The organism is Streptomyces sp. NBC_01618 (genome assembly GCF_045209435.1).
Lineage (GTDB): Bacteria > Actinomycetota > Actinomycetes > Streptomycetales > Streptomycetaceae > Streptomyces.
In genome coordinates, this window is record NZ_CP109297.1 from 7,130,631 (window position 1) to 7,155,328 (window position 24,698).

Consider the following 24,698-nt stretch of genomic DNA (forward strand, 5'->3'; position numbering starts at 1 on the left):
ACCGGGTGCCGCCGCCCCACCGAGGAGAGGGGCGACGGCGCCCGGAGCCGACCCGCGGACCCGTCAGCGGTGGTCGTGGATCGTGTTCGTCGCCGCGATCTGCTTCCACGACGCGGGCTGCGCGGGAGCGCGCAACGCGTGCGTGTCGGCCGCTGCCGGGGCCTGGGGCCGCGTCGGCTGGTACAGCCAGGTGTCGAAGAAGCCGGCGAGCGGCTTGCCCGAGACCCGTTCCGCGTACGTCACGAAGTCCGCCACGCTCGCGTTCCCGTACGCGTGCTCGGCCGGCCAGCCCTTCAGCAGCGCGAAGAACGTCTCGTCGCCCACCTCGTTGCGCAGCGCCTGGAGCGCCAGCGCACCCCGGTCGTAGACGGCCGCGTCGAACTGGTTGTCCGGGCCCGGGTCGCCCGGCTTCACCGTCCAGAAGGCGTCGTCCGCCGGATGCTGCGCGTACGTGTAGTCCGCCAGCTCCTGGGCGGTGCCCTCGCCCTCCTTCTCCGACCACAGCCACTGGCTGTAGCGGGCGAAGCCCTCGTTGATCCAGATGTCCTGCCAGCCCTTGAGGGACACGCTGTCGCCGTACCACTGGTGCGCCAGCTCATGGACGACGACGGAGACGTTCGCACCGTTCGCGAACTGCTTCGGGCTGTAGAACGGCCTGGTCTGGGTCTCCAGCGCGAACCCGCTCTTCACATTGGGGGAGTACCCGCCGAGCGCGTCGAAGGGATACGGTCCGAAGACCTCCGTCAGCCACTCGGCGACCTCGGTGGTCCGCTCGATGCTGGCGCGTGCCGCACCGCCGTTGGCGCCGAGATCCCTGCTGTACGCGTTGACGACCGGCAGCCCGTCCGCCGTGGTGTCGGTGGTGATGTCGAACTTTCCGATGGCCAGCGTCGTCAGATACGTCGCCTGCGGCTTCGTGGAGCGCCAGTTGTAGCGGGTCCAGCCGAGCTTCGAACTCTGCGACTGGAGCGTGCCGTTGCTGATCGCCTGGGTGCCGTCCGGCACGGACACCGAGATGTCGTACGTCGCCTTGTCGAGCGGGTGGTCGTTGCTGGGGAACCACCACGCGGCCGACTCCGGCTCCTGCGCGGCCACCGCGCCGTCCGGCGTACGGACCCAGGAGGTCCAGCCGTTGATCTTCACCTCCGACGGCTTTCCGGCGTACCGCACGACGACCGAGACGGCCTTGCCCTTGGCCAGCGCTGCCGCCGGGGCGATTTCGAGCTCCTGCTCGCCGTTCCTGGCGTAGGCGGCCTTCTTGCCGTTCACCCGCACCTCGGAGACGTCCAGCCCGAAGTCGAGGTTGAAACGGGAGAGTGCCTGGGTGGTCGTGGCGAGGATCGTCGCCGTGCCCTCCAGCAGGTCGGTGGCGGGCTGGTACGTCAGCCGCAGGTCGTAGTGGGACACGTCGTAGCCGCCGTTGCCGCTGGCCGGGTAGTAGGGATCGCCGATTCCCGGGGCGCCCGCGGTGCCTTCGGCGGCCGAGGCCGGGATCGCCAGCAGCAGGGAGGCCGCGAGTGCGCTCGGGACGATGAATCTGCGGTGCACGAATGCTCCAATTCGTCGAGGGTGAAGGATCTTTCGAACCGTCACGTAGAGACTATTCAGCGACCCTTGCATCAGTCGTGTCCATGGCAGCTCCTGTCACACGATCGCCATTCGGCCGACATGGCACACGGTGGTCCTTCCCGCATGGGCACGTCATATTCATCGGTGATCGCCCCCTGTTGCCCAGGAGTTGACCGGGGTACCTTCCGCCCATGCCGATACGTGCGCGGGGCACCCGCTTGACGTACAGATCGCTGGTGGTGGCGGCCGTCGCCGCCCTGATGGCAGTCCTGCTCCTACCGGCAGGTGCACAAGGTGCGAGCCCTCGGAAGAGCGGGCCCGTGGCGAGCGGGCCACCGGAGAGCAGCCCCGTCCATTCGTACGAGAACGCCGTGCGCGAATCCGTCTGGGTCGACACCGGACTGGACGGCGACAAAAACGGCAGGAGCGACCGCGTCGCCGTCGACATCGTCCGGCCGCGCGAACCCGCCCGGCAGGGCCGGAAGATACCCGTGATCATGGACGCCGGCCCGTGCTACTCCTGCTGCGGCCGCGGCAACGAGAGCCAGCTGAAGACGTACGACGCCGACGGCCGGCCGGTCCGGTTCCCCCTGTACTACGACAACTACTTCGTGCCGCGCGGCTACGCGTTCGTCGCCGTCGATCTGGCCGGAACCAATCGCTCCGACGGCTGCGTCGACGTCGGCGGCCGCTCCGACGCGCAGTCCGCCAAGGCCGTCATCGACTGGCTGAACGGCCGCGCCCGCGGGTACACCACCCGCACCGGCGGCGAACGCGCCACGGCCGACTGGTCCGACGGGCGCACGGGAATGATCGGCAAGAGCTACGACGGCACCATCGACCTCGCGGCCACCGACCACGTCGTCCCGGCCGGACACCGCCTCGCCCTGATCGTCGCCGGCACCGACCGGGACCTCATCGACCCGCCGGACTCCACGCCGACGCTCACCCTCGACCTGGCCCGTACGTCCGCGAAGCTGCCGTTCACCGGTGGCACCGGAGCCTTCGTACGAGCCGGCGCGGGTTCCGCACCCGCGACAGCCACCTCCCGCGCAGTCCACTCCGAGGGCGTGACGCCACCGCGTCCCGCCCACCGCATCCCGGGAGGCAGCCGCTCATGACACCCCGTATCCCGACCGCCCGCGGGCCGGTCCGCCGTAACCTCGTCCTGACGGCGGCCGCCGCCGTCCTGGCCGTACCCCTGGTCACCGTGCCCGCCCAGGCCGCACACACCGAGCCCCAGCCCCGTACCGGCTTCGAGACCAACAACGGGGCCCGGTGGACCGGCCAGCCGGAGATACCTCTTGTTGATCTCGTGAGGTGAGCGCCACGTGTGGCACTTCCTACGGAGAGTGATTGATCGGCCTCCGTGAAAGGCGCCATCCGTGCCGCACGACGGACATGGAACGGGCGGCCGGGGAGATCTGCCGCTGACGGCGGACCTCCCCGGCGACCCGGCGCGGTACCGGCACCCGCGCCGGTCCCGGTCCCGGGCGGACTGATCGCAGGCACGGTCGGGCTGACCCGGCACCCGCGCGGGTCCCGGGCTCGGGCGGGCTGATCGCAGGCACGGGCGGGCTGATCCCGGGACCCGCGCCGGTCCCGGCGGCCGATTAGGATCGGCACCCTGATGACTGCCACTCTCGTTGCCAAGGACCTCGCCGCCGGACACGGCGACCGCGCACTCTTCGCCGGACTCGACCTCGTCGTCGCGCCCGGTGATGTGATCGGTCTCGTCGGAGTCAACGGGGCCGGTAAATCGTCCCTGCTCCGGCTGCTCGCCGGGCTCGACCACCCGGAGGAGGGCGAGCTGCGGCTCTCCCCGCCCACTGCCACCGTCGGCCACCTCCCGCAGGAGCCGGAGCGGCGTCCGGGCGAGACCGTACGCGAGTTCCTGGCCCGCCGCACCGGCGTCGCCGACGCCCAGTCGGCGATGGACACCGCCACGCAGGCCCTCGTCGACGGGGCGCCGGGCGCGGACGACGCGTACTCCGAGACGCTGGAGCGCTGGCTGGCGCTCGGTGGCGCGGACCTGGACGAGCGCGCCGAGGAGGTCGCCGCCGACCTCGGCCTGACCGTCGGCCTCGACCTGCCGATGACCGCGCTCTCCGGTGGCCAGGCGGCCCGCGCGGGCCTGGCCTCCCTCCTGCTCTCCCGCTACGACGTCTTCCTGCTCGACGAGCCCACCAACGACCTCGACCTGGACGGCCTGGAGCGGCTGGAGCGGTACGTCGCCGGACTGCGCGCGGGCACGGTCGTCATCAGCCACGACCGCGAATTCCTGATGCGTACGGTCACCAAGGTCCTCGAACTGGACCTGGCCCAGCAGCAGATCAACCTCTACGGCGGTGGGTACGCCGCCTACCTGGAGGAGCGCGAGAGGGCGCGCAGGCACGCCCGCGAGGAGTACGAGGAGTACGCCGACAAGCGCGCCGCCCTCGAAGGGCGCGCCCACATGCAGCGCTCCTGGATGGACAAGGGCGTCAAGAACGCCCGCCGCAAGGCGACCGACAACGACAAGACCAGCCGCAAGCTCCGCAGCGAGTCGAGCGAGAAGCAGGCCGCGAAGGCCCGGCAGACCCAGCGCATGATCGAACGGCTCGACGTCGTCGATGAGCCGCGCAAGGAGTGGGAACTGCGGATGGAGATCGCCGCCGCACCCCGCTCCGGCTCGGTCGTCGCGAGCCTGCGCGAAGCCCGGGCCGTACGCGGCGACTTCGGCTTCGGCCCGGCAACACTGCAGATCGACTGGGCGGACCGGGTCGCCATCACCGGCGCCAACGGAGCGGGCAAGTCCACCCTCCTCGCCGCACTCCTGGGCCGCCTCCCGCTGGACGCCGGACACGCGACGCTCGGCTCGGGCGTCGTGGTCGGAGAGGTCGACCAGGCGCGCAAGCTGTTCCACGGCTCCGAATCGCTCCTGGACGCGTTCTGCGCAGCCGTCCCCGACACCGAACCGGCCGAAGTCCGCACGCTGCTCGCCAAGTTCGGCCTGCGCGCGGACCACGTGATGCGTCCCGCGACCACGCTCTCGCCCGGCGAACGCACCAGGGCGGCGCTCGCCCTGCTCCAGGGCCGCGGCGTCAACCTCCTCGTCCTCGACGAGCCGACGAACCACCTCGATCTGCCCGCGATCGAGCAGCTGGAGTCGGCCCTGGACTCGTACCCGGGGACATTGCTGCTGGTCACGCACGACCGGCGGATGCTGGAGGCGGTACGCACGACACGGCGCGTCGAGGTGGCGGACGGCCGGGTGACGGAGCTCTGACCCCCAGCCCGACACCCTCCCGCGGATTCAAGATCCCATCAGGCTGTTGCCAAAGGCGGGCGACAACCGGTTGCGCCGGAACCGGCAGGTGGAAGACCGCCTACGGCGCCTGTCGCGCCCAGGTGGGCGACTCCTCGCCGAACCTGCAGCTCACCGGGACGGTCACCATCCGCACCCCCAGGGACCACCAGGCGTAGGGCCTCGACGGGGATCCGCCGTCGTCGCCGCCCCCGGCCACCGGGGGCGGAACCCCTCGGTGGGGCCTGTCAGGATGCCGGGGCTCCGCGGGTGTGGTTACGTCGGCACAGGTGGGCGCGGGGCTGCCGATGGGAAGGGAGCGCCACGTGCGGATGCCCGGAGCGCAACTGGTTGGTACCCGGCACCTGGAGCCCTGCACGGCCCGAGGACCCGACGGGGAGGTCCGTACTGCGCAGAGCCCGGACGCCGACGGTTTCATCCTCTGCACGCCCGATGGCTACATGTCCGCCTGTTTGGCCCGTTCCACCTCGACGAGGAGACGCGGACGCTCCAGCACCACATGAGCGTCCGAGCGGGCGTGCCGTGGCAGCGGACAAGCGTGTCCTCGTCGCCGAGGCGACGGAACACCCGGGCGGGTTGGACTTGAAGGGCTATCACGATGACGACACGCGACACGGCTCAGCGACTCCTGGCCGGTCTGGACGCCACCCTGACCCAGGACCTCGAAGCGCTCTACCAAGACCTGCACGCCCACCCCGAACTGTCCTTCGAGGAGCACCGCACGGCCGCCGAAGTCTCCCGCCGCGCAAGGCACCTGGGGTACGAGGTCATCGAGGGCGTCGGGAGGACCGGCGTGGTGGCCGAGCTGGTGAACGGCCAGGGTCCGACCGTGCTGCTGCGCGCCGACTTCGACGCATTGCCCGTCACCGAGCGGACCGGACTGCCCTACGCCTCGAAGAACGAGGGCGTGATGCACGCCTGCGGCCACGACGTGCACGTCACCTGCCTGCTGGGCGCCATGGCGCTCCTCGCCGGTGCCCGCGACCAGTGGTCGGGCACCGTCCTGGCCGTGTTCCAGCCCGCCGAAGAAATCGGCCAGGGTGCCCAGGCCATGGTCGACGACAACCTGTACGCCCGCTTCGGCACCCCCGACGTCGTCCTCGGCCAGCACGTGATGTCGATTCCGGCCGGCACCATCGCCTGCCACCCCGGTCTCGCCTTCGCCGCCACCGACGCGCTCAAGGTGCGCATGTTCGGGCGTGGGGCCCACGCGTCGATGCCGGAAGCGGCGATCGACCCGGTGGTGATGGCGGCCTCCACCGTGATGCGGTTGCAGACCGTGGTCTCCCGCGAGATCGCCTCCATGGACCGGGCCGTGGTCACCGTCGGCGCCCTGCAGGCGGGCACCAAGGACAACATCATCCCGGACGAGGCCGAACTCCAGCTCAACATCCGCACCTACACCCCGCAGGTCCGCGCGGCCGTCCTGGGCGCGGTGGAGCGGATCGTACGCGGTGAGGCGGCGGCCGCCGGGGCACAGCGGGATCCGGAGATCAGCACCATGCACACCTTCCCGCTGATGGTCAACGACGAGGACGCGTGCGCCCGCACTCTGGCCGCCATCGGTGACGTGGTCGGCCACGACAGGCTGACCGACCTCGGTGCCTCCTCCGGCAGCGAGGACGTCGGCATCTTCGGCACCAGTGCGAACGTCCCGGTCTGCTACTGGCTGCTCGGCGGCACCGACCCCGACGCCTACGCGAAGGCCGAAGCCGCAGGCACCCGGAACCGCGACATCCCCCAGAACCACTCGCCGTTCTTCGCACCTGTCATGCGGCCCACCCTCACGAACGGCGTCACGGCCCTGACCGCCGCGGCCGTCGCCTGGCTCGGCCCGGCCCCACGCCCGGCGTAACCACCGGCACGCGACACTCCAGGGGGGCGGGGGGCAGCTCCGCGCAGCGGACCGCACCCCACCCCGCCCACTGCGACGTCAGCCCCGCTTGCCGCCCTGCTTCGGATCCGTCAGTCCGGCCCGCCGCAACGCATCCGCCATCGCGCTGTTCACCGGTGCGGGCGTCGGACGAGCGGAGCCGCCGCCACCGCGCCGGTCACGCTCCTGACCACCCTGCCCCTGGCGCTGCCGCGGCGGCCGGCCGCCCTTGCCATTTCCTTGGCCGCCGCGCTCGCCCCGTTCGGACCGCTCCCGCCTGGGCCCGCCGCCCTGCGGCGCGCCTCCCGCCGACGCCTCGTCGTCCAGCCGCAGCGTGAGCGAGATCCGCTTCCGCGGAATGTCGACATCCATGACCTTGACCTTCACGATGTCGCCCGGCTTCACGACATCCCTCGGGTCCTTCACGAACGTGCGCGACATCGCCGACACATGCACCAGACCGTCCTGGTGCACACCGATGTCCACGAACGCGCCGAACGCCGCGACATTGGTGACGACACCCTCCAGCACCATCCCGGACGCCAGATCACCGATCTTCTCGACGCCCTCCTTGAAGGTGGCCGTCTTGAACGCGGGACGCGGGTCGCGCCCCGGCTTCTCCAGCTCCTTCAGGATGTCGGTGACCGTCGGCAGACCGAACTTCTCGTCCACGAATTCGTCGGCCCGCAGCGACCGCAGCACACTCGTGTTGCCGATCAGCGAGGCGACGTCTGAGCCCGTCCGCTTCACCATCGACCGCACCACCGGGTACGCCTCCGGGTGCACGCTCGACGCGTCCAGCGGGTCGTCGCCCCGGATGCGCAGGAAGCCCGCGCACTGCTCGTACGCCTTCGGGCCCAGCCGGGCCACATCCTTGAGCGCCTTCCGCGAACGGAAGGGCCCGTTCGCGTCACGGTGCGCCACGATGTTCTCGGCGAGCCCCGAGCCGATCCCCGAAACCCGCGAAAGCAGCGGCGCCGACGCGGTGTTGACGTCGACGCCGACACCGTTCACACAGTCCTCGACGACCGCGTCCAGCGAGCGCGACAGCTTCACCTCGGACAGGTCGTGCTGGTACTGGCCGACACCGATCGACTTCGGGTCGATCTTCACCAGCTCGGCGAGAGGGTCCTGAAGGCGTCGCGCGATCGAGACGGCGCCGCGCAACGACACGTCCATGTCGGGGAGTTCCTGCGAGGCGAAGGCCGAAGCCGAGTACACCGACGCGCCCGCCTCCGACACCATCACCTTGGTGAGCTTCAACTCGGGGTGCTTGTCGATGAGTTCACCGGCGAGCTTGTCGGTCTCGCGGGACGCCGTGCCGTTGCCGATCGCGATCAGGTCGACGTCGTGGGCCTTCGCCAGCTGCTCCAGCTTGGCCAGCGCCTGGTCCCACTTGTTCGCCGGGACGTGCGGGTGGATGACATCCGTCGCGACGACCTTGCCGGTCGCGTCGACGACGGCGACCTTCACACCCGTACGGAAACCGGGGTCGAGCCCCAGCGTGGCCCGCGTCCCGGCCGGCGCGGCGAGCAGCAGATCGCGCAGATTCGACGCGAAGACCCGTACCGCCTCGTCCTCCGCCGCCGTACGCAGCCGCAGCCGCAGATCGATGCCGAGGTGCACCAGGATCCGGGTCCGCCAGGCCCAGCGCACCGTGTCGGCGAGCCACTTGTCGCCCGGGCGGCCTCGGTCGCTCACCCCGAAGCGCCGGGCGACCATGTTCTCGTACGCCGACGGGCCGGGCGTCTCGGACGGCTCCTGAGGCTCCAGGACCAGGTCGAGGACGTCCTCCTTCTCGCCCCGCAGCATCGCGAGCACCCGGTGCGAGGGCAGCGCGGTGAACGGCTCGGCGAAGTCGAAGTAGTCCGCGAACTTCGCCCCCGCTTCCTCCTTGCCGTCCCGCACCTTGGCGGCCAGCCGCCCGCGCGACCACATGCGTTCACGCAGCTCACCGATCAGATCGGCGTCCTCCGAGAACCGCTCGGTGAGGATGGCGCGGGCGCCCTCCAGCGCCGCCGCACCGTCCGCGACGCCCTTGTCGGCGTCGACGAAGGCGGCGGCAGCGGCCAGCGGTTCCACCGAGGGGTCGCCGAGCAGACCGTCCGCGAGCGGTTCGAGCCCCGCCTCCCTGGCGATCTGGGCCTTCGTGCGCCGCTTGGGCTTGAACGGCAGATAGATGTCCTCAAGACGCGCCTTGGTGTCGGCGGCCCGGATCTGCGCCTCCAGCGCCTCGTCGAGCTTGCCCTGCTCGCGTACCGAGTCGAGGATCGCCGTACGACGGTCCTCCAGTTCCCGCAGATACCGCAGCCGCTCCTCGAGCGTGCGCAGCTGCGCGTCGTCGAGCATCTCGGTCGCTTCCTTGCGGTAGCGCGCGATGAACGGCACGGTCGATCCGCCGTCGAGCAGCTCGACGGCCGCCTTCACCTGCCGCTCGCGTACGCCGAGCTCCTCGGCGATCCTGCCTTCGATGGACGTCGTCACGGTTCTACCGACTCGCCTTCTCGTACTGGCTGTACTGGCTCTACTGGCTGTGCTTGCTGTGCTTGCCGGGGCGGGGCCCCTCCGCCTGCATTGTGCCGGGTGGTCGGGTGCCGTGTCGCCCGACCACCTCACCCATTTGCGGGCCGGTGCCGCTCAGCCCTTGCCGATCAGATCCTCCGGGAACGCGCCCGCCGAGGCGGCCGTGAACAGGAACCCGCGCGCGAGCTCGGTCAGCCGTTCCACCCCCTTTGCGCCGAGACGCTCGTACGGGGCACTGTCCATCCGGTCCGTGGCCTCCTCCAGATCGGCCCGCAGCGCGACGCCCGCCTCCGTCAACTCGCCCTCGCCGTCCAGGAGTCCGCGCCCGCGCAGCCGCTCGGAGGCCTCCTCCCAGTCGCTGCGGCGCCAGCCCCGGGTGGCGAGGACCCAGCGCGGGTTCATCCCCTTGCCGGTCGCGGTGTGGCTGACCAGGGCCTCCACCGGATCGAGACCGGCCGCGAGGAGCGCCGCGAGGTGGCCGTCGCCGCGGTGTTCGCGCAGCAGCGTCCCGGCGTGCCAGTACGCCAGGTGCGGCTGCTCGGGCACCGGCAGATCGGCGTGGGCTGCGTAGAGCGGCCGGGCGTGTCGGGTGCACGCCTCGGCGGCGCGCAGCGCCAGCCCGGCCGCCTCGGCCATCTCGGGGGACGCGGTGATCTCCTCGCCCAGCAGCCGGCGCAACGTGGCGTCGGCGGCGCGCAGCCGGGCGTCCAGGACCGCCTGCGGCGAGGCGACGGACCACACGGCGGGCAGGTGCCGGGCGACGAGATCGTGGTTGAAGTTGTAGAAGGTCGCGGTGACCGTGCCGGGGCCGACGGCGCCCAGCGCCGCCGCCCGCGCGGCGACGTAGGCGGCGTTCGAATCGTCGATGCCGAGCTTCCCGAGCTCCTCGCCGAGGTCGGGGGAGAAGTAGACCGTCGAGTGCAACGGGTTGATGGCGTTGTGGCAGCGGCGTCCGGCGCGCGGCGGCAGAGTACTCATGCAGGCACGTTACCGACTGGTTGGTACGTTCCGTAACCCCGGGTTGACGTCCATTGCGCGCGGACCCCGGCATGGCGGAAAAGGTGGGTTCTTCGTCATTGCGGCCATGCACCCGGCTGCCCAGGATGGCGGTCATGACGCAGCGATCCGTACGCGTCGTCCTCTTCGACGGCGCGTCCCCGGCGGTCCGTATCGCGGGCGAGCACGCCATGTCCGTACAACTGCTGTCCGAGTACGACCCGCAGCCGCCGTACGACGCAGGCTCGCCCGCGAAGGCCCCGGCGGCGCTGGTCGAGAAGTTCCGCGCCGGGAACCGCTTCATCCTCCGGTAGCCGCAAGGGCGTTACGGCCCGGTCGTCCAGGTGAAGCGCGGCGCGCGTCGCTCCAGGAAGGCGCCGACCCCCTCCGCGGTGTCACCGCTGCGGCGCGCCTGGTCCGTCCAGTAGGCGTCCCGGTCCGCGCGCCCGGTGGCGAACTCCTTCGCCGCCGCCTGCGTCAGCTGCGAGCGCGCCGCCAGCGTGCGTGCGTACGCGTCGACCCGTTCGTCCAGCTCGCCGGCCGGCAGCACCTCGTCCACCAGACCGGTCCGCAGCGCCCGCGCGGTGTCGATCAGCTCGCCGGAGAACAGCAGATGCTTCGCCGTGGCCGGGCCGGTCAGCGCCACCAGCCGCCGGGTCGACGACGCCGCGTACACGATCCCGAGCTTGGCCGGTGTGACGCCGAACGACGCGCCCTCCTCGGCGAACCGTAGATCGCAGGCGGCCGCGAGCTGGCTGCCACCGCCCACGCAGTAGCCGCGGATCGCCGCGAGCGTCGGCCGGGGGAACGCCGCGAGGGACTCCTCGGCGGCCACGGCGAGGGCCTGCGGATCGCCCGCCGGATCCCGGAGCGAGGAGATGTCCGCCCCGGCGCAGAAGGTGTTCCCGGCGCCCGTCAGCACCAGCACCCGGACCGAGGCGTCGGCGGCCAGCCGCTCCAGCAGACCGGGCAGCGCGCTCCACATCGCGGCCGTCATCGCATTGCGTTTGGCGGGATTGCTGATGACGACCGTCGCCACACCGTCCGCGACGGTGTGCTCCAGCCGGGGTTCCGTACGGTCCATGCGCCGGATGCTATCCATACGGTTCGAACCTATGATCAAGAAGGGGTCGCCGAACAGGTACGCACCGTGAGGAGCATTCCGTGGCCGGTCCCGCAGCCGAGGGCAAGAAGCTGAGCCGTAGTTTCGGCTGGCTGGCACTGCTCGGCGCCCTTCTCGTCGTGGCCGGTGTGGTCGGCCTCGTGTACACCGGCGTCGCGACGCTCACCTCGATGCTCCTGTTCGGCTGGCTGCTGCTGATCGGCGGCATCGTCGGGCTGCTCCACGCCGTCGAGTCCCGCGGCACGAACTTCTTCTGGCTGGGCGTCGTGGTTGCCGCGCTGAACATCGCCGCCGGAGTCGTCGTCATCCGCCATCCGCACGGCACGGCCGAGGCGCTGACCATGTTCGCCGCGCTGCTCTTCCTGACCGGTGGGCTGTTCCGGCTGGTCGGCAGCGTCGTGGTGCGTGGCCCGCAGTTCGGCTGGACGCTGCTGCAAGGAGTCTTCGGCCTGCTCCTGGGGCTGCTGGTGCTCTTCGACTGGCCGCACAGCAGCCTTTACGTACTCGGTCTGTTCTTCTCGCTGGCGCTGCTCTTCGACGGGCTCGGCCTGATCGCGATCGGGGTCGGCGGCCGCCAGGTGGTCTCCATGGTCTCGGATCAGCAGGCGAGCGGAGGGCTGCCGGGCACACCCGGCGGAGAGCATCCGAAACGCTCCAGGAGCTGACGCGTTCATGCATGTCCGGTCAAATTCTGTCGATACAAGTCGATAGAAGTCGACTTCTGTTCGTAGCGCGAGCCGGACCGACTACGCCCCGCACTCTGTACTCGACGTGCAGTCACCACCGAGTGGAGAGCGGGTACCGGACTATGGAGAGCCGCGGGAGTGTCCCCGCCCGGCCCGTGTCGTACGAGGGAGTCTGGCGGTTCACCGCCCCGGCCGTGGACGTCTCCGTACCGCAGGCCAGGCATGCCGTACGCGATCTGCTGAACCGCCAGGGCGTGCCGCTGGACGAGGACGTCGCGGAGGGCCTGCTGCTCATCGTCTCCGAGCTGGTCACCAATGCTGTGAAGCATGCCGCGCTGCTCTCGCCGGAGCTCGCCGTCGAGGTGGCCGTCGGAGCGGAATGGGTCAGAGTGTCCGTCGAGGACAACCATCCCTACAGACCGACGGCCCTGGAGACCGACTACGCGCAGACCGGCGGCCGCGGCCTGCTGCTCGTCCGGGAGATCACCCGGGAAGCGGGCGGCGCCTGCGATGTGGAGCACACCGCAGGCGGCGGAAAGATCATCTGGGCGGCACTGCCGCTGAGCCCGCGGCTCTGACCCCCCGAAACCGCTGCGACATTCGGTACCGCCCGCCCGCTACCAGCCGGCGGACGGACCCGTCAGTTCCCTGATCGCAGGCCGCGCGGCGTCCAGCACCGTCATGAACCAGGCCGAGAACGGCGCCTGCGCGTGCCGTTCGGCCAGCTCCTCGGCCGTCACGAACGCGGTCTCGCCGACTTCCTCCGGGTCCGGGTGCAGCGGGTCCTGCGCCATGCCCACGAAGAGGTGGTTGAACTCCTGCTCCACCAGGCCGGAGGCCGGGTCGGGGTGGTTGTAGCGGACCGTGCCCGCCTCGGCCATCAGCGAGGGCGAGATCCCCAGCTCCTCGTACGTACGCCGGGCGGCGGCGGTGAAGGGCGCCTCGCCCGGGTAGGGGTGGCCGCAGCAGGTGTTCGACCAGACGCCGGGGGAGTGGTACTTGCCGAGCGCGCGGCGCTGCAGGAGCAGCCTGCCCTGCTCGTCGAAGAGGAACACCGAGAAGGCCCGGTGCAGTTGACCGGGCGGCTGATGGGCGGCGAGCTTCTCCGCCGTACCGATGGCGGTGCCGTTCTCATCGACCAGTTCGAGCATGATCGCTTCTGCTGTGCCGTTCGACGAGTTGTTCGCCGCGGTGGCTGGTGTGGTCGGCATACCCATCCTTCGCTATGGTCCCGGCCCCGTGCGCCGGTCCCGTCGAGTCCGGTCAAGTCTGCCGCACAAAAGCCGCCTGTCCGCACTTCGGGTCCTGCATGTCCGGCCCCGCCGTGCCCCGTGGCGCGGCGGGACCGGACGGCACGTCAGACGCCGAAGGCCGCCGGGTAGCGGATCGTGCCGTGCGGTACCGGCACGGAGTCGTCGAGCACCAGGGCCATCATCGCCTCGTCCGGGACGTCGAAGCCCGGCCGGATACCGTAGCGGGACGCCGGTACGAACCCGAACCTCGGGTAGTACTCCGGATGACCGAGCACCAGGACGAGTGACTCGCCCCGCAGCCGGGCCGCGTCGAGTACGGCCCGCACCACGGCCCGACCGGCGCCCCGCCGCTGATGCTCCGGGGCCGTCGCCACCGGGGCCAGCGCGAGCGCCGGCGCGTCCCCGACCCGGCACCGGGTCAGCAGCGCGTACGCCGCGACGGCGCCGTCCGGGCCGGCCGCGACGTGACCGAGGCCGGGCAGCCAGGCCGCCGGATCGGCGCGCAGCGCGTCGACGAGAGCGGCTTCGTCCGGCGTCGGGAACGCGGCGGTGTTGACCGCGCGCACGGCCGCCACGTCCGCCGCCGTCTCCGGCCGGGTCGGCCAGCGGGGGTCGGCGGGGCGCAGTACGTAGCCGGCGTAGCCGTACTCCGTACCGTGATCGCGCCGCATGGCCAGCTCCTCGCGGGTCGCCGCGAGCGCCCACGCCATGCCGGGAGCCGACGTGTCGGCGGCCGCGACGCGCTCGGCGAGCGGGACGTAGTACTCGTCCCAGTCGCTGTCGGGCTGCACGCGCACCCCGAGGACGTGATAGCCGGCCGCCACGGCCGCCGCCGCGTTGGCCGCCACGGGGCGCATCGACGTCTCCTGCTTCCAGAAGGCGCGGGCCTCGTCGGTCGGCGTGTCCGTCGTCCGGACGCACTCGGAGACGACGAGGGTGCCGCCCGGGGTGAGCAGCCGCTTCCAGTCACGCAGCGCGGTGTCGAAACCGATGATGTACGCGGACCCTTCGGCCCAGACGAGGTCGAACGACCCGGCCGGGAAGTCGGGTCCGGAGAGCTCGGCCATGTCGGCCCGGACCGTACGGATGCGGTCGCCGAGCCCGCGAGCAGCCGCCGCTTCGCGCAGTTCGCCGAGGAACGGCTCGTGGAGATCGACGGCGGTCACCTCGGCGCCCGCCTCGGCGGCGAGCAGCAGCGCGGCGCGGCCGGGCCCGCAGCCCAGATCCAGGACGCGCGGACGGTGCGGCAGCGGGCCGGCGAGCCCCAGCAGCTGCCGGGTGGTGGCATCGGAACCGGGACTCTGCCGGGGAAGATCGTGGTGCAGGGAGAAGAACGCCTCGGAACGGGAGGCGTGATCGTTGTCGGTCACCGTGGGAAACCCTTGTGTACGAGGGCTCCGGCCAACGTGTCGACCCTTTATGAGCCGGCGTGCTGGCCGAGGGCCCGGAAGATGAGGACGGACCGGATGCTGCGCCGGGTGGGCGCCGTCGCGACGGTCATCAACCTCAGCTCCTCTCTCGGACACGGGGAGGACCTCGCCCCGCCGGACACCCTACACGGCGGTGCTGAACGCCAGTTCAGTGGCAGAGCCTGGCCTCGTGCTCGGCATGGCCGCTCGGCTCCAGCTGGAAGGTGCAGTGCTCCACGTCGAAGTGGACGCCGAGGCAGCCCTGCAGCTCATGGAGCAGCTTCTCGTGACCGATCGAGTCCAGCATGTCCTGGCGCACCACCACATGGGCGGAGAGCACCGGCATCCCCGACGTGATCGTCCAGGCGTGCAGGTCGTGGACGCCCAGGACCCCGGGCAGGGCGGTGATGTGGGCCCGTACCTCCCCCATGTCCACACCCTTGGGCGCCGCCTCCAGCAGCACATTGAGCGTCTCCCGGAGCAGTTTCACCGTACGGGGGACGATCATCAGGCCGATCACCAGCGAGGCGATCGGGTCGGCGGCCTGCCAGCCGGTGGCCAGGATGATCCCCGCCGAGAGCAGCACGGCGATGGAGCCCAGCGTGTCCGCGAGCACCTCCAGATAGGCGCCGCGCACATTGATGCTGTCCTTCTGCCCGCGGAGCAGCAGCGACAGGGACACCATGTTGGCCACCAGGCCGACCAGGGCGAACGCGATCGTCAGCCCGCCCCTCGTCTCGGCCGGCGTGATGAAGCGCTGGACCGCCTCGAAGAGCAGATAGCCGCCCACCCCGAGCAGCAGCAGACAGTTGGCCAGGGCGGCGAGGATCTCGGCGCGGGCGAAACCGAAGGTGCGGTTGAGCCCGGCCGGGCGGTTGGCGAAGTGGATCGCCAGCAGCGCCATGCCCAGGCCCAGGGCGTCGGTCGCCATGTGGGCCGCGTCGGCGATCAGAGCGAGGGAGCCGGAGAGCAGTCCGCCGACGACCTCCATGACCGTCACGGTGAGCGTGATGCACAGCGCGATCCGTAGCCGTCCCTTGTACGCGGCGGCTGCCGTGCCGGTGGGCGGCGGCCCGCCGTGTGTGTGCCCGTGGTCGTGCCCTGCCCCCATGGGGACGCCTCCCGGTCGTCGCGCGGACTCGGACGCGATCCGCCCGAGCACTGTCAGTCAACTACGGGTGGGGGGTATCGGGCAACACGGTACTGAACACCGTTGTCATATGCTCTGACCTGCGGAAATGCTCGCAGGTCAGAGCCGTGGGGCGATCGCGGTCGGCTCAGTCGCCGCGGAAGGTCCCCGGCCCGCGCCACCGCGTTTTGTCAGGTGAGGCCGGGATCGACGATGATGATCGCGGGCGGCGCCGCATCATGCCCGTCCACCCCGAACGGAGCACAAACGGGCAGTGAAGTCCCACTTCCGTTCATCCGATAGCCTCTGCCGATGCGCCGACGTGCCGCCGGCCCGCTTCCGGGCCGCACTGTCGCGCGCCGACCCCGTCAGCACCAAGGAGTGAGTTCGTCTGTCGACCGCCATCCTCACCGGTGCACCGGTACCCGGATCGTCGCTCGCGGACGATCTGCGGTCGCTGGGCTTCGACGTACAGGTCGCCGCCGATGTGACTCAGGCCGCACGGCTGCTCGCCGAGGTCCCCGCCGACCGCCGCGTCGCACTGGTCGACCCCCGTTTCGTCGGTCACGTCCACGCCCTGCGGCTCGGACTCACCGACCCGCGCTTCCCCGCCGCCACCGTGCCCGGCGCGCTCACCGCGCAGTCCGAGGCGCGCCCCGCGCTCGTCCGGGCCCTTAGCACCACCGCCACGGCCGTCGGCGCGGGCGTCCCGACCGCTGTGGGCACCACGGCGACGGTCACCGACCGCACCGTCCCGGGCCGCCTCGCCGTCACCATGGACGCCGAAGGCACCCCCGTGCAGCGCCCCGAGCTCGGCTCGCTGGTCGCCGCCGTACCGGTCGACGAATACTCCCGCGCCACAGCGCACAGCGACCTCGCCGCGGTCGACGACGAGGCGGTACGGCTGCGCAGCGCCGTGAAGGCCCACGACGGCTTCTTCACCACGTTCTTCATCAGCCCGTACTCCCGCTACATCGCCCGCTGGTGCGCCCGGCGCGGCCTCACCCCGAACCAGGTCACCACCGCGTCCCTGCTCACCGCGCTGGTCGCGGCGGGCAGCGCGGCGACCGGCACCCGCGGCGGCTACATCGCCGCCGGACTGCTGCTGCTCCTCTCGTTCGTCCTGGACTGCACCGACGGGCAACTCGCCCGCTACTCGCTGCAGTACTCGACGATGGGCGCCTGGCTGGACGCCACCTTCGACCGGGCCAAGGAATACGCGTACTACGCGGGCCTCGCACTCGGCGCCGCCCGCGGCGGCGACGACGTCTGGGCACTGGCCCTCGGCGCGATGGTGCTCCAGGCCTGCCGCCATGTCATCGACTTCTCGTTCAACGAGGCCAACCACGACGCGGTGGCCAATTCGAGCCCCACGGCAGCCCTCTCCGACCGGCTCGACAGCGTCGGCTGGACGGTCTGGCTGCGCCGGATGATAGTGCTGCCGATCGGCGAGCGCTGGGCGCTGATCGCGGTACTGACCGCGGTGACCACGCCCCGGATCGTCTTCTACGCTCTCCTCATCGGCTGCGGCTTCGCCGCCTGCTACACCACGGCGGGCCGCCTGCTGCGTTCGCTGACCCGCAGGGCGGAGCGCACCGACCGAGCCGCCCGCGCACTCGCCGACCTGACCGACTCCGGTCCCCTCGCCCAGATCGTGGCGGCGTGGGGCCCGCGGATCGGGGGCGCCTGGAGCGCACCCGTGATCGCGCTCGTCGGCGCGGGGGCACTGATCGCCGCCGCGCTGCAGCAGCCGTTCGGCAGCAAGCAGATGATCTTCGCCGCGGTTTTCTACGCGATCTGCTCGGGCATGGCGGTGGCCCACCCGCTCAAGGGCGCCCTCGACTGGCTCGTACCCCCGATATTCAGGGCGGCGGAGTACTGCACCATCCTCGTCCTCGCCGCCCGCAGCGATGTCCCGGGAGCCCTTCCGGCAGCTTTCGGACTCGTCTCGGCCGTCGCCTACCATCACTACGACACCGTGTACCGCATCCGCGGCGGCACCGGCGCGCCGCCCCAGTGGCTGGTACGCACGATCGGTGGGCACGAGGGCCGCACCCTGGTGGTGGCCGTACTCGCCGCCGTATTCACCCGGCATTCAGCTTTCACCGTGGCACTGACCGCGCTCGCAGCGGCTGTGGCACTCGTGGTCCTCGTGGAGTCCATCCGCTTCTGGGTGTCCTCCGGAGCACCCGCCGTTCACGACGAAGGAGAACCCGCATGATCGGCCTCGTATTGGCAGCCGGTGCAGGACGGCGTCTGCGCCCCTACACCGACACGCTCCCGAAGGCCCTCGTGCCTGTCGACGGCGAGAGGACAGTGCTGGACCTCACGCTGGCGAACTTCGCGGAGATCGGCCTCACCGAGGTCGCCGTCGTCGTCGGGTACCGCAAGGAAGCCGTGTACGACCGCAAGGCCGAGCTGGAGGCCAAGTACGGCGTCACCCTCACCCTGATCGACAACGACAAGGCCGAGGAGTGGAACAACGCCTACTCCCTGTGGTGCGCCCGTGACGTCCTGACGCGCGGCGTGATCCTGGCCAACGGCGACACCGTCCACCCGGTCTCCGTCGAGAAGACCCTGCTCGCCGCCCGCGGCAACGGCAGAAAGATCATCCTCGCCCTCGACACGGTGAAGCACCTCGCCGACGAGGAGATGAAGGTCATCACCGAGGGCGACAAGGGTGTGCGGCGCATCACGAAGCTGATGGACCCGGCCACCGCGACCGGCGAGTACATCGGCGTCACCCTCATCGAGCCGGAGGCCGCCGCCGAGCTCGCCGACGCGCTGAAGGCCACGTATCTGCGCGACCCCGACCTCTACTACGAGGACGGCTACCAGGAGCTCGTGAACCGCGGATTCACCGTCGACGTGGCCCCCATCGGCGAAGTGACGTGGGTGGAGATCGACAACCACGACGACCTCGCGAAGGGCCGTGAGATCGCGTGCCAGTACTGACCCGACTCATTCCGTCCCCGGTCGTCGTCGACATCCGTCGCGGCGCCCTGGACGATCTGGCCGGCCTCCTCGCCGACCAGCGGATCTCCGCCTCCGGCAAACTCGCCGTCGCGATCAGCGACGGTTCGGGGCGGGTCCTGCGCGAGCGGCTGGCCCCTGCGCTGCCGGGCGCCCACTGGTACCCGGTCACCGACGGCACCCTCGACTCGGCCGTCAAGCTCGCCGACGACATCAGGGGCAACCGCTACGACGCGGTGGTCGGCCTCGGTGGCGGCAAGATCGTCGACGTGGCGAAGTACGCCGCGGCACGCGTCGGCCTGCCCATGGTCGCGGTGGCGACGAACCTCGCGCACGACGGTCTCTGCTCGCCCGTCGCGACCCTGGACAACGACAACGGCCGGGGCTCCTACGGCGTCCCCACCCCGATCGCCGTCGTCATCGACCTCGACGTCGTCCACGAGGCGCCGGCCCGTTTCGTGCGCTCCGGCATCGGCGACGCGATATCCAACGTCTCCTGCGTGGCCGACTGGGAACTCGCCCACGAGGTCAGGGGCGAGGAGATCGACGGACTCGCCGCGGCGATGGCCCGGCAGGCCGGCGAGGCCGTGCTGCGCCACCCCGGCGGGATCGGTGACGACGCCTTCCTCAAGGTGCTGGCCGAGGGCCTCGTGCTGACCGGCATCTCCATGTCGGTCGCCGGGGACTCCCGGCCCGCATCGGGCGCCTGCCACGAGATCAACCACGCCTTCGACCTGCTGTACCCCAAGCGTGCGGCGAGCCACGGCGAACAGGTCGGCCTCGGCGCCTGCTTCGCCATGTATCTGCGCGGTGCGCGCGCGGAGTCGCTGCTCATGGCGGCCACCCTGCGCCGCCACGAGCTGCCCGTCCTGCCCGAAGAGATCGGCTTCACCGTCGACGAGTTCGTCCAGGCCGTCGACTACGCCCCGCAGACCCGCCCGGGACGCTTCACGATCTTGGAACACCTCAACCTGTCCACCGACCAGATCAGGGACGCGTACGCCGACTATGCAAAAGCCATCCATAGCTGAACTCCGTCCCGTCGTGCACCCGCCGGGTGTGAAGGACCGGCGCAGCGGCGAACACTGGGCGGGTCGGCTCTACATGCGCGAGATCTCCCTGTGCGTGGACCGGCACCTGGTGAACACCAGGATCACGCCCAACCAGCTGACCTACGTGATGACCGTCGCGGGCGCGCTCGCCGCGCCGGCGCTGCTCGTTCCCGGCATTCCCGGAGCGCTGCTCGGCGTCCTCATGGTCCAGCTCTACCTGCTGTTCGACTGTGTCGACGGCGAGGTGGCCCGCTGGAAGAAGCAGTTCTCACTGGCCGGGGTCTACATGGACCGCGTCGCCGCGTATCTCTGCGACGCCGCCGTGCTGGTCGGCTTCGGCCTGCGCGCCGCCGATCCGTGGGGCTCCGGACGGATCGACTGGCTGTGGGCCTTCCTGGGCACTCTGGCGGCCCTCGGCGCCATTCTGATCAAGGCCGAGACCGACCTCGTCGGCGTCGCACGCCACCAGGGCGGTCTGCCGCCGGTCAAGGAGGCGGCCTCCGAGCCGCGCTCGTCCGGCATGGCGCTCGCCCGCCGGGCCGCCGGTGCGCTCAAGTTCCACCGGCTGATCCTCGGCATCGAGGCGTCGCTGGTGATCCTGGTGGCGGCGGTCCTCGACGCGGTCAGGGACGATCTGTTCTTCAGCCGTCTCATGGTCGCGGTACTGGCCGGCATCGCCCTGCTGCAGACCTTGCTGCACCTCGTGTCGATCCTGGCGTCGAGCAGGCTGAAGTGAGCAATCCGATGAAGCTCGGCGTGGTCGTCATCACGATGGGCAACCGCCCCGCGGAGCTGCGTGCCCTCCTCGATTCGGTCGCCAAGCAGGACGGCGACCGGATCGAGGTGGTGGTCGTCGGCAACGGCGCTCCCGTACCGGACGTCCCCGCGGGCGTACGCACCGTCGAATTGCCCGAGAACCTGGGCATCCCCGGCGGCCGCAACGTCGGGATCGAGGCCTTCGGCCCGTCCGGCGCCGATGTGGACGCCCTGCTCTTCCTCGACGACGACGGACTGCTGCCGCTCACCGACACCGCCGAGCTTTGCCGACAGGCCTTCGACGCCGACTCCGAGCTCGGCATCATCAGCTTCCGCATCGCCGACCCCGACACCGGTGTCACGCAGCGCCGCCACGTGCCGCGGCTGCGGGCCTCCGACCCGATGCGCTCCTCGCGGGTGACGACCTTCCTCGGCGGCGCCAACGCCGTACGCACCAAGGTCATCGTCGACGTCGGGCCGCTGCCGGGCCAGTTCTTCTACGCGCACGAGGAGACCGACCTCGCCTGGCGGGCACTGGACGCCGGCTGGATGATCGACTACCGCGCGGACATGGTCCTCAACCACCCGACCACGGCGCCGTCCCGGCACGCGGTGTACCACCGCATGGTGGCCCGCAACCGGGTGTGGCTGGCCCGGCGCAACCTGCCCGCCCCGCTGGTCCCCGTCTACCTCGGCGTGTGGCTGCTGCTGACCCTGCTCCGCAAGCCCTCCGGCCCGGCCCTGAAGGCATGGTTCGGCGGCTTCCGGGAAGGCTGGTCCACGCCCTGCGGCACCCGCCGTCCGATGAGGTGGCGCACGGTCTGGCGGCTGACCAGACTCGGCCGACCTCCCGTGATCTGAGAGGCTCTCCTCTGAGAGCATGGGACGTACGTCCTTCCTTCGGGACCTGTCCGCTCCGAGCCGCGCCCGCGACTGGCTGCGCATGAATACGAGAGTTTCATCTGGTGAGTGACACAACCCACGATGGTGCGGTCGCACTGAGCACCCCACCATCCGCCGACGACGGCCTGAGCTCGGCCGAGCTGGCCGTAAAGTACGGCCTGACGGTGAGCGGCGCCCGGCCAGGGCTCTTCGAGTACATCCGGCAGCTCTGGGGCCGCCGCCACTTCATCATGGCGTTCTCCAGGGCGAAGCTGACCGCCCAGTACAGCCAGGCGAAGCTCGGACAGCTGTGGCAGGTGGCCACGCCGTTGCTCAATGCTCTGGTCTATTACCTGATCTTCGGGATGATCCTGGGTACCAGGAGGGGAATGACCCAGGAGGTCTTCATCCCGTTCCTGGTGACCGGCGTCTTCGTCTTCACCTTCACCCAGAGCTCGGTGATGGCGGGGGTGCGGGCCATCTCCGGCAACCTGGGGCTGGTCCGGGCGCTGCACTTCCCGCGCGCCTCGCTGCCCGTCTCGTTCTCGCTGCAGCAGCTCCAGCAGCTGATGTACTCGATGATCGTGCTCGCGGCCGTGGCCGTCGGCTTCGGCAGCTACCCGAGTCTCTCGTGGCTGCTGATCATTCCGGCGCTGGCCATGCAGTTCTTCTTCAACACCGGCCTGGCGCTGATCATGGCCAGGCTGGGCAGCAAGACCCCCGACCTCGCCCAGCTCATGCCGTTCGTCATGCGGACCTGGATGTACGCGTCGGGCGTCATGTTCTCCATCCCGGTGATGCTCAAGGACAAGCCGGCCTGGATCGCCGATGTGCTGCAGTACAACCCGGCGGCCGTCTACATGGACCTGATCCGCTTCGCGCTGATCGACGGCTACGGCTCGGGCAACCTGCCGGCGCACGTCTGGATCGTGGCGCTCGCCTGGGCGGTCCTCGTCGGCCTGGTGGGCTTCGTGTACTTCTGGAAGGCAGAGGAACGGTACGGCCGTGGCTGACGACAAGACTTCAGGGCGCGTCCCCACCGTCATCGCCGACGACGTGCACATCGTGTACCGGGTCAACGGTGCCGGCGGAGGCAAGGGCAGCGCCACCGCGGCGCTGAGCCGGATACTGCGCCGCGGCAACGGCGAGGCGCGCGGCGTACGGAAGGTGCACGCCGTCCGCGGCGTCTCCTTCACCGCCTACCGAGGCGAGGCCATCGGCCTCATCGGGACGAACGGCTCCGGCAAGTCGACCCTGCTGCGGGCCATCGCCGGACTGCTGCCGACCGAGCACGGCAAGGTGTACACGGACGGCCAGCCGTCGCTGCTCGGGGTGAACGCGGCGCTGATGAGCGATCTGACCGGCGAGCGCAACGTTGTGCTCGGCGGCCTCGCGATGGGCATGTCGCGCGAGGAGATCCGCGAGCGCTACCAGGGGATCGTCGACTTCTCCGGCATCAACGAGAAGGGCGACTTCATCACCCTGCCGATGCGGACGTACTCCTCCGGCATGGCCGCCCGGCTGCGTTTCTCCATCGCCGCCGCGAAGAACCACGACGTCCTCATGATCGACGAGGCGCTGGCCACCGGTGACCGCAAGTTCCAGATCCGCTCCGAGAAGCGCATCAGGGAACTCCGCAAGGAGGCGGGCACGGTCTTCTTGGTCAGCCACAGCAACAAGTCCATCCGGGACACCTGCGACCGGGTGCTCTGGCTGGAAAAGGGCGAGCTGCTGATGGACGGCCCGACGGACGAGGTCCTCAAGGCGTACGAGCGCGAGACCGGTAAATAGCAGGCATTTCGGTCCCGTGGCACCGACGCGGCCTCAGCTGGAGAGTTCCGGCGGAGGCCGCGCCGGTGTCCGGGCCGAGGATCCCGTGCGGCGGCCTGCACGCCCGGCGGTACGCCCCGGACAAGATCTCCTCCCGGCGGATGACGTCAATTTCCTTGCGCACGGGGAAGGTTGGCGGGGCGGAGCGCGTTGTTCCGCTGCGCGCAACACCCCGACGTATCGATGAGCGTTGTACAACGTAAGCTGTACCGGTGTTGATTCGTTGCAAGTGGGGCGATACCGCCTGGCCACACGGCCCGGCGGCGTGTTCCGCACTCGGTGGAGCGGGCGGCGTGTCCGGAATGGGATGTTTTGGGTCAGCAGTGTAGAACGGGAGGTGTGACGGCTATGACGGAAGATCTCCAGCTCCGAGGTGCTCACGCCGTCCCAGCGCCGGGCGGTCGGTGGTGACCCCTCCCCGGCAGGCGCACCGCGATGCCGCCGCGCCCAGCACCCTCGACAAGGCCGCTGACGAGAATTTCCCGGTAGCCCCCTTCTTCCTGCCGCGCGCCTGGCGCGACGACCTGATGGCCGTCTACGGCTACGCCCGTCTCGTCGACGACATCGGCGACGGCGACCTCGCCCCCGGCGGCGCGGACGCCCGCCACCTCGGCCTCGACCCCGAGCAGACCGACGACCGACTCGCCATGCTCGATGCCTTCGAGGCCGATCTGCACCGGGTCTTCGACACCGCGGGCGAGGGCCCGCACCACCCCCTGCTCCGCGCGCTGCGCCCCACCGTGCGGCGCTGCTCGCTCACCCCCGAACCCTTCCTCGGCCTCATCGAGGCGAACCGGCAGGACCAGAAGGTCCGCCGCTACGGGACGTACGAGGAGCTCGCCGCTTACTGCGAGCTCTCCGCCAATCCCGTGGGCCGGCTGGTCCTGCAGATCACCGGAACCGCCAGCCCCGAACGCATCCGCCGCTCCGACGCCGTCTGCACGGCCCTGCAGATCGTCGAGCACCTCCAGGACGTCGCCGAGGACCTCGCAGCGGGCCGGATCTACCTGCCCGCGGACGACATGGCCCGGTTCCATGTCCGCGAAACCGATCTGATCGCCCCCTCCGGGGGCGCATCGGTGCGTTCACTGGTTGCGTACGAAGCAGAACGCGCTCGGGAACTGCTGAATGAAGGCACCCCCCTGGTGGGTAGCGTCCACGGCAGGCTCAAGCTGCTTCTCGCCGGATTCGTGGGAGGGGGGCGTGCCGCCCTCACCGCGATCGCGGCCGCCGGGTTCGACGTACTGCCCGGACCGCCCAAGCCCACCAAGCCCAGCCTGCTGCGCGAGGTGGGAGTTGTCTTGCGAAGAGCGCGTAGAGAGGGGTGAGCCGGACCG

21 protein-coding genes and 1 pseudogene are annotated in these 24,698 nt (G+C 70.6%); 15 read left to right on the top strand and 7 right to left on the bottom strand.

The genetic code is table 11. The annotated features are described in order from the left end of the window. Positions 1 to 63: 63 nt before the first annotated feature. On the bottom strand, positions 64 to 1,548 hold the full coding sequence (locus OH735_RS33150) for a M1 family metallopeptidase (RefSeq protein WP_406385337.1): 1,485 nt from the start codon (positions 1,546 to 1,548) through the stop codon (positions 64 to 66). 212 nt (positions 1,549 to 1,760) lie between these two features. Here OH735_RS33150 and OH735_RS33155 point away from each other — a divergent pair, with 212 nt between their 5' ends. From OH735_RS33155 to OH735_RS33170, 4 genes are all read left to right on the top strand, one after another. After that, complete coding sequence (locus tag OH735_RS33155; protein ID WP_406385338.1) at positions 1,761 to 2,690, top strand: CocE/NonD family hydrolase; 930 nt, start codon at positions 1,761 to 1,763, stop codon at positions 2,688 to 2,690. Further along, on the top strand, positions 2,687 to 2,893 hold the full coding sequence (locus tag OH735_RS33160; RefSeq protein ID WP_406385339.1) for a hypothetical protein: 207 nt from the start codon (positions 2,687 to 2,689) through the stop codon (positions 2,891 to 2,893). The genes OH735_RS33155 and OH735_RS33160 overlap by 4 nt, the downstream gene beginning before the upstream one ends. A 306-nt stretch (positions 2,894 to 3,199) precedes the next feature. Further along, a complete protein-coding gene (locus tag OH735_RS33165; RefSeq protein WP_406385340.1) occupies positions 3,200 to 4,837 on the top strand; it encodes an ABC-F family ATP-binding cassette domain-containing protein in 1,638 nt (545 codons plus the stop codon). Between the two features lie 637 nt (positions 4,838 to 5,474). Then, positions 5,475 to 6,731 (top strand): amidohydrolase, encoded by a 1,257-nt coding sequence (locus tag OH735_RS33170; RefSeq protein WP_406385341.1) that lies wholly within the window; start codon positions 5,475 to 5,477, stop codon positions 6,729 to 6,731. 78 nt (positions 6,732 to 6,809) lie between these two features. Here the strand turns inward: OH735_RS33170 and OH735_RS33175 are convergent, their stop codons facing one another. Both OH735_RS33175 and OH735_RS33180 read right to left on the bottom strand, forming a co-directional pair. Then, on the bottom strand, positions 6,810 to 9,233 hold the full coding sequence (locus OH735_RS33175; RefSeq protein ID WP_406385342.1) for a Tex family protein: 2,424 nt from the start codon (positions 9,231 to 9,233) through the stop codon (positions 6,810 to 6,812). 153 nt (positions 9,234 to 9,386) lie between these two features. Then, the gene (locus OH735_RS33180) at positions 9,387 to 10,250 is read right to left on the bottom strand and encodes an SCO6745 family protein (protein ID WP_406385343.1); all 864 of its coding nucleotides are present in this window, start codon (positions 10,248 to 10,250) and stop codon (positions 9,387 to 9,389) included. A 188-nt stretch (positions 10,251 to 10,438) separates the two neighbouring features. Between OH735_RS33180 and OH735_RS33185 the strand changes: the two are divergent. Beyond that, positions 10,439 to 10,582 (top strand): annotated as a pseudogene (locus OH735_RS33185) (DJ-1/PfpI family protein); the annotation flags it as partial. A gap of 11 nt (positions 10,583 to 10,593) precedes the next feature. On the opposite strand, the gene OH735_RS33190 reads toward OH735_RS33185, so the two are convergent. Continuing rightward, positions 10,594 to 11,352 carry an enoyl-CoA hydratase/isomerase family protein gene (locus OH735_RS33190; protein WP_406385344.1) on the bottom strand — a complete coding sequence of 253 codons (759 nt, stop codon included), beginning with the start codon at positions 11,350 to 11,352 and terminating at the stop codon, positions 10,594 to 10,596. Positions 11,353 to 11,432: 80 nt separating this feature from the next. Here OH735_RS33190 and OH735_RS33195 point away from each other — a divergent pair, with 80 nt between their 5' ends. Beyond that, entirely contained in the window at positions 11,433 to 12,056 is a 624-nt protein-coding gene (locus OH735_RS33195) for an HdeD family acid-resistance protein (RefSeq protein WP_406385345.1), read from the top strand. Positions 12,057 to 12,199: 143 nt separating this feature from the next. Next, complete coding sequence (locus OH735_RS33200) at positions 12,200 to 12,655, top strand: ATP-binding protein (RefSeq protein ID WP_406385346.1); 456 nt, start codon at positions 12,200 to 12,202, stop codon at positions 12,653 to 12,655. 39 nt (positions 12,656 to 12,694) lie between these two features. Here OH735_RS33200 and idi read toward each other — a convergent pair whose 3' ends face one another. From idi to OH735_RS33215, 3 genes are all read right to left on the bottom strand, one after another. Then, positions 12,695 to 13,288: an isopentenyl-diphosphate Delta-isomerase gene (gene idi, locus OH735_RS33205; protein WP_406385347.1), complete on the bottom strand. Its 594-nt coding sequence runs from the start codon at positions 13,286 to 13,288 to the stop codon at positions 12,695 to 12,697. A 146-nt stretch (positions 13,289 to 13,434) separates the two neighbouring features. After that, positions 13,435 to 14,700: a bifunctional class I SAM-dependent methyltransferase/N-acetyltransferase gene (locus OH735_RS33210; protein ID WP_406385348.1), complete on the bottom strand. Its 1,266-nt coding sequence runs from the start codon at positions 14,698 to 14,700 to the stop codon at positions 13,435 to 13,437. Between the two features lie 208 nt (positions 14,701 to 14,908). Then, the gene (locus tag OH735_RS33215) at positions 14,909 to 15,850 is read right to left on the bottom strand and encodes a cation diffusion facilitator family transporter (RefSeq protein WP_406385349.1); all 942 of its coding nucleotides are present in this window, start codon (positions 15,848 to 15,850) and stop codon (positions 14,909 to 14,911) included. Between the two features lie 466 nt (positions 15,851 to 16,316). Here OH735_RS33215 and OH735_RS33220 point away from each other — a divergent pair, with 466 nt between their 5' ends. The 8 genes from OH735_RS33220 to hpnC all read left to right on the top strand — a co-directional run bounded on the left by OH735_RS33220 (position 16,317) and on the right by hpnC (position 24,689). Further along, a complete protein-coding gene (locus tag OH735_RS33220) occupies positions 16,317 to 18,089 on the top strand; it encodes a DUF5941 domain-containing protein (RefSeq protein ID WP_406386853.1) in 1,773 nt (590 codons plus the stop codon). Further along, positions 18,086 to 18,823, top strand: a complete 738-nt coding sequence (locus tag OH735_RS33225) for a sugar phosphate nucleotidyltransferase (RefSeq protein ID WP_406385350.1) — start codon at positions 18,086 to 18,088, stop codon at positions 18,821 to 18,823. The genes OH735_RS33220 and OH735_RS33225 overlap by 4 nt, the downstream gene beginning before the upstream one ends. Further along, complete coding sequence (locus OH735_RS33230) at positions 18,811 to 19,872, top strand: iron-containing alcohol dehydrogenase family protein (protein WP_406385351.1); 1,062 nt, start codon at positions 18,811 to 18,813, stop codon at positions 19,870 to 19,872. The genes OH735_RS33225 and OH735_RS33230 overlap by 13 nt, the downstream gene beginning before the upstream one ends. Further along, positions 19,850 to 20,629 carry a CDP-alcohol phosphatidyltransferase family protein gene (locus tag OH735_RS33235; protein ID WP_406385352.1) on the top strand — a complete coding sequence of 260 codons (780 nt, stop codon included), beginning with the start codon at positions 19,850 to 19,852 and terminating at the stop codon, positions 20,627 to 20,629. Before OH735_RS33230 ends, OH735_RS33235 begins: the two co-directional genes overlap by 23 nt. A gap of 8 nt (positions 20,630 to 20,637) precedes the next feature. Beyond that, on the top strand, positions 20,638 to 21,510 hold the full coding sequence (locus OH735_RS33240; RefSeq protein ID WP_406386854.1) for a glycosyltransferase family 2 protein: 873 nt from the start codon (positions 20,638 to 20,640) through the stop codon (positions 21,508 to 21,510). Positions 21,511 to 21,614: 104 nt separating this feature from the next. Beyond that, entirely contained in the window at positions 21,615 to 22,544 is a 930-nt protein-coding gene (locus tag OH735_RS33245) for an ABC transporter permease (RefSeq protein ID WP_406385353.1), read from the top strand. Continuing rightward, the gene (locus tag OH735_RS33250) at positions 22,537 to 23,322 is read left to right on the top strand and encodes an ABC transporter ATP-binding protein (protein WP_406385354.1); all 786 of its coding nucleotides are present in this window, start codon (positions 22,537 to 22,539) and stop codon (positions 23,320 to 23,322) included. Before OH735_RS33245 ends, OH735_RS33250 begins: the two co-directional genes overlap by 8 nt. 446 nt (positions 23,323 to 23,768) lie before the next feature. Continuing rightward, the gene (gene hpnC / locus OH735_RS33255) at positions 23,769 to 24,689 is read left to right on the top strand and encodes a squalene synthase HpnC (RefSeq protein ID WP_406385355.1); all 921 of its coding nucleotides are present in this window, start codon (positions 23,769 to 23,771) and stop codon (positions 24,687 to 24,689) included. Positions 24,690 to 24,698 lie beyond the last annotated feature (9 nt).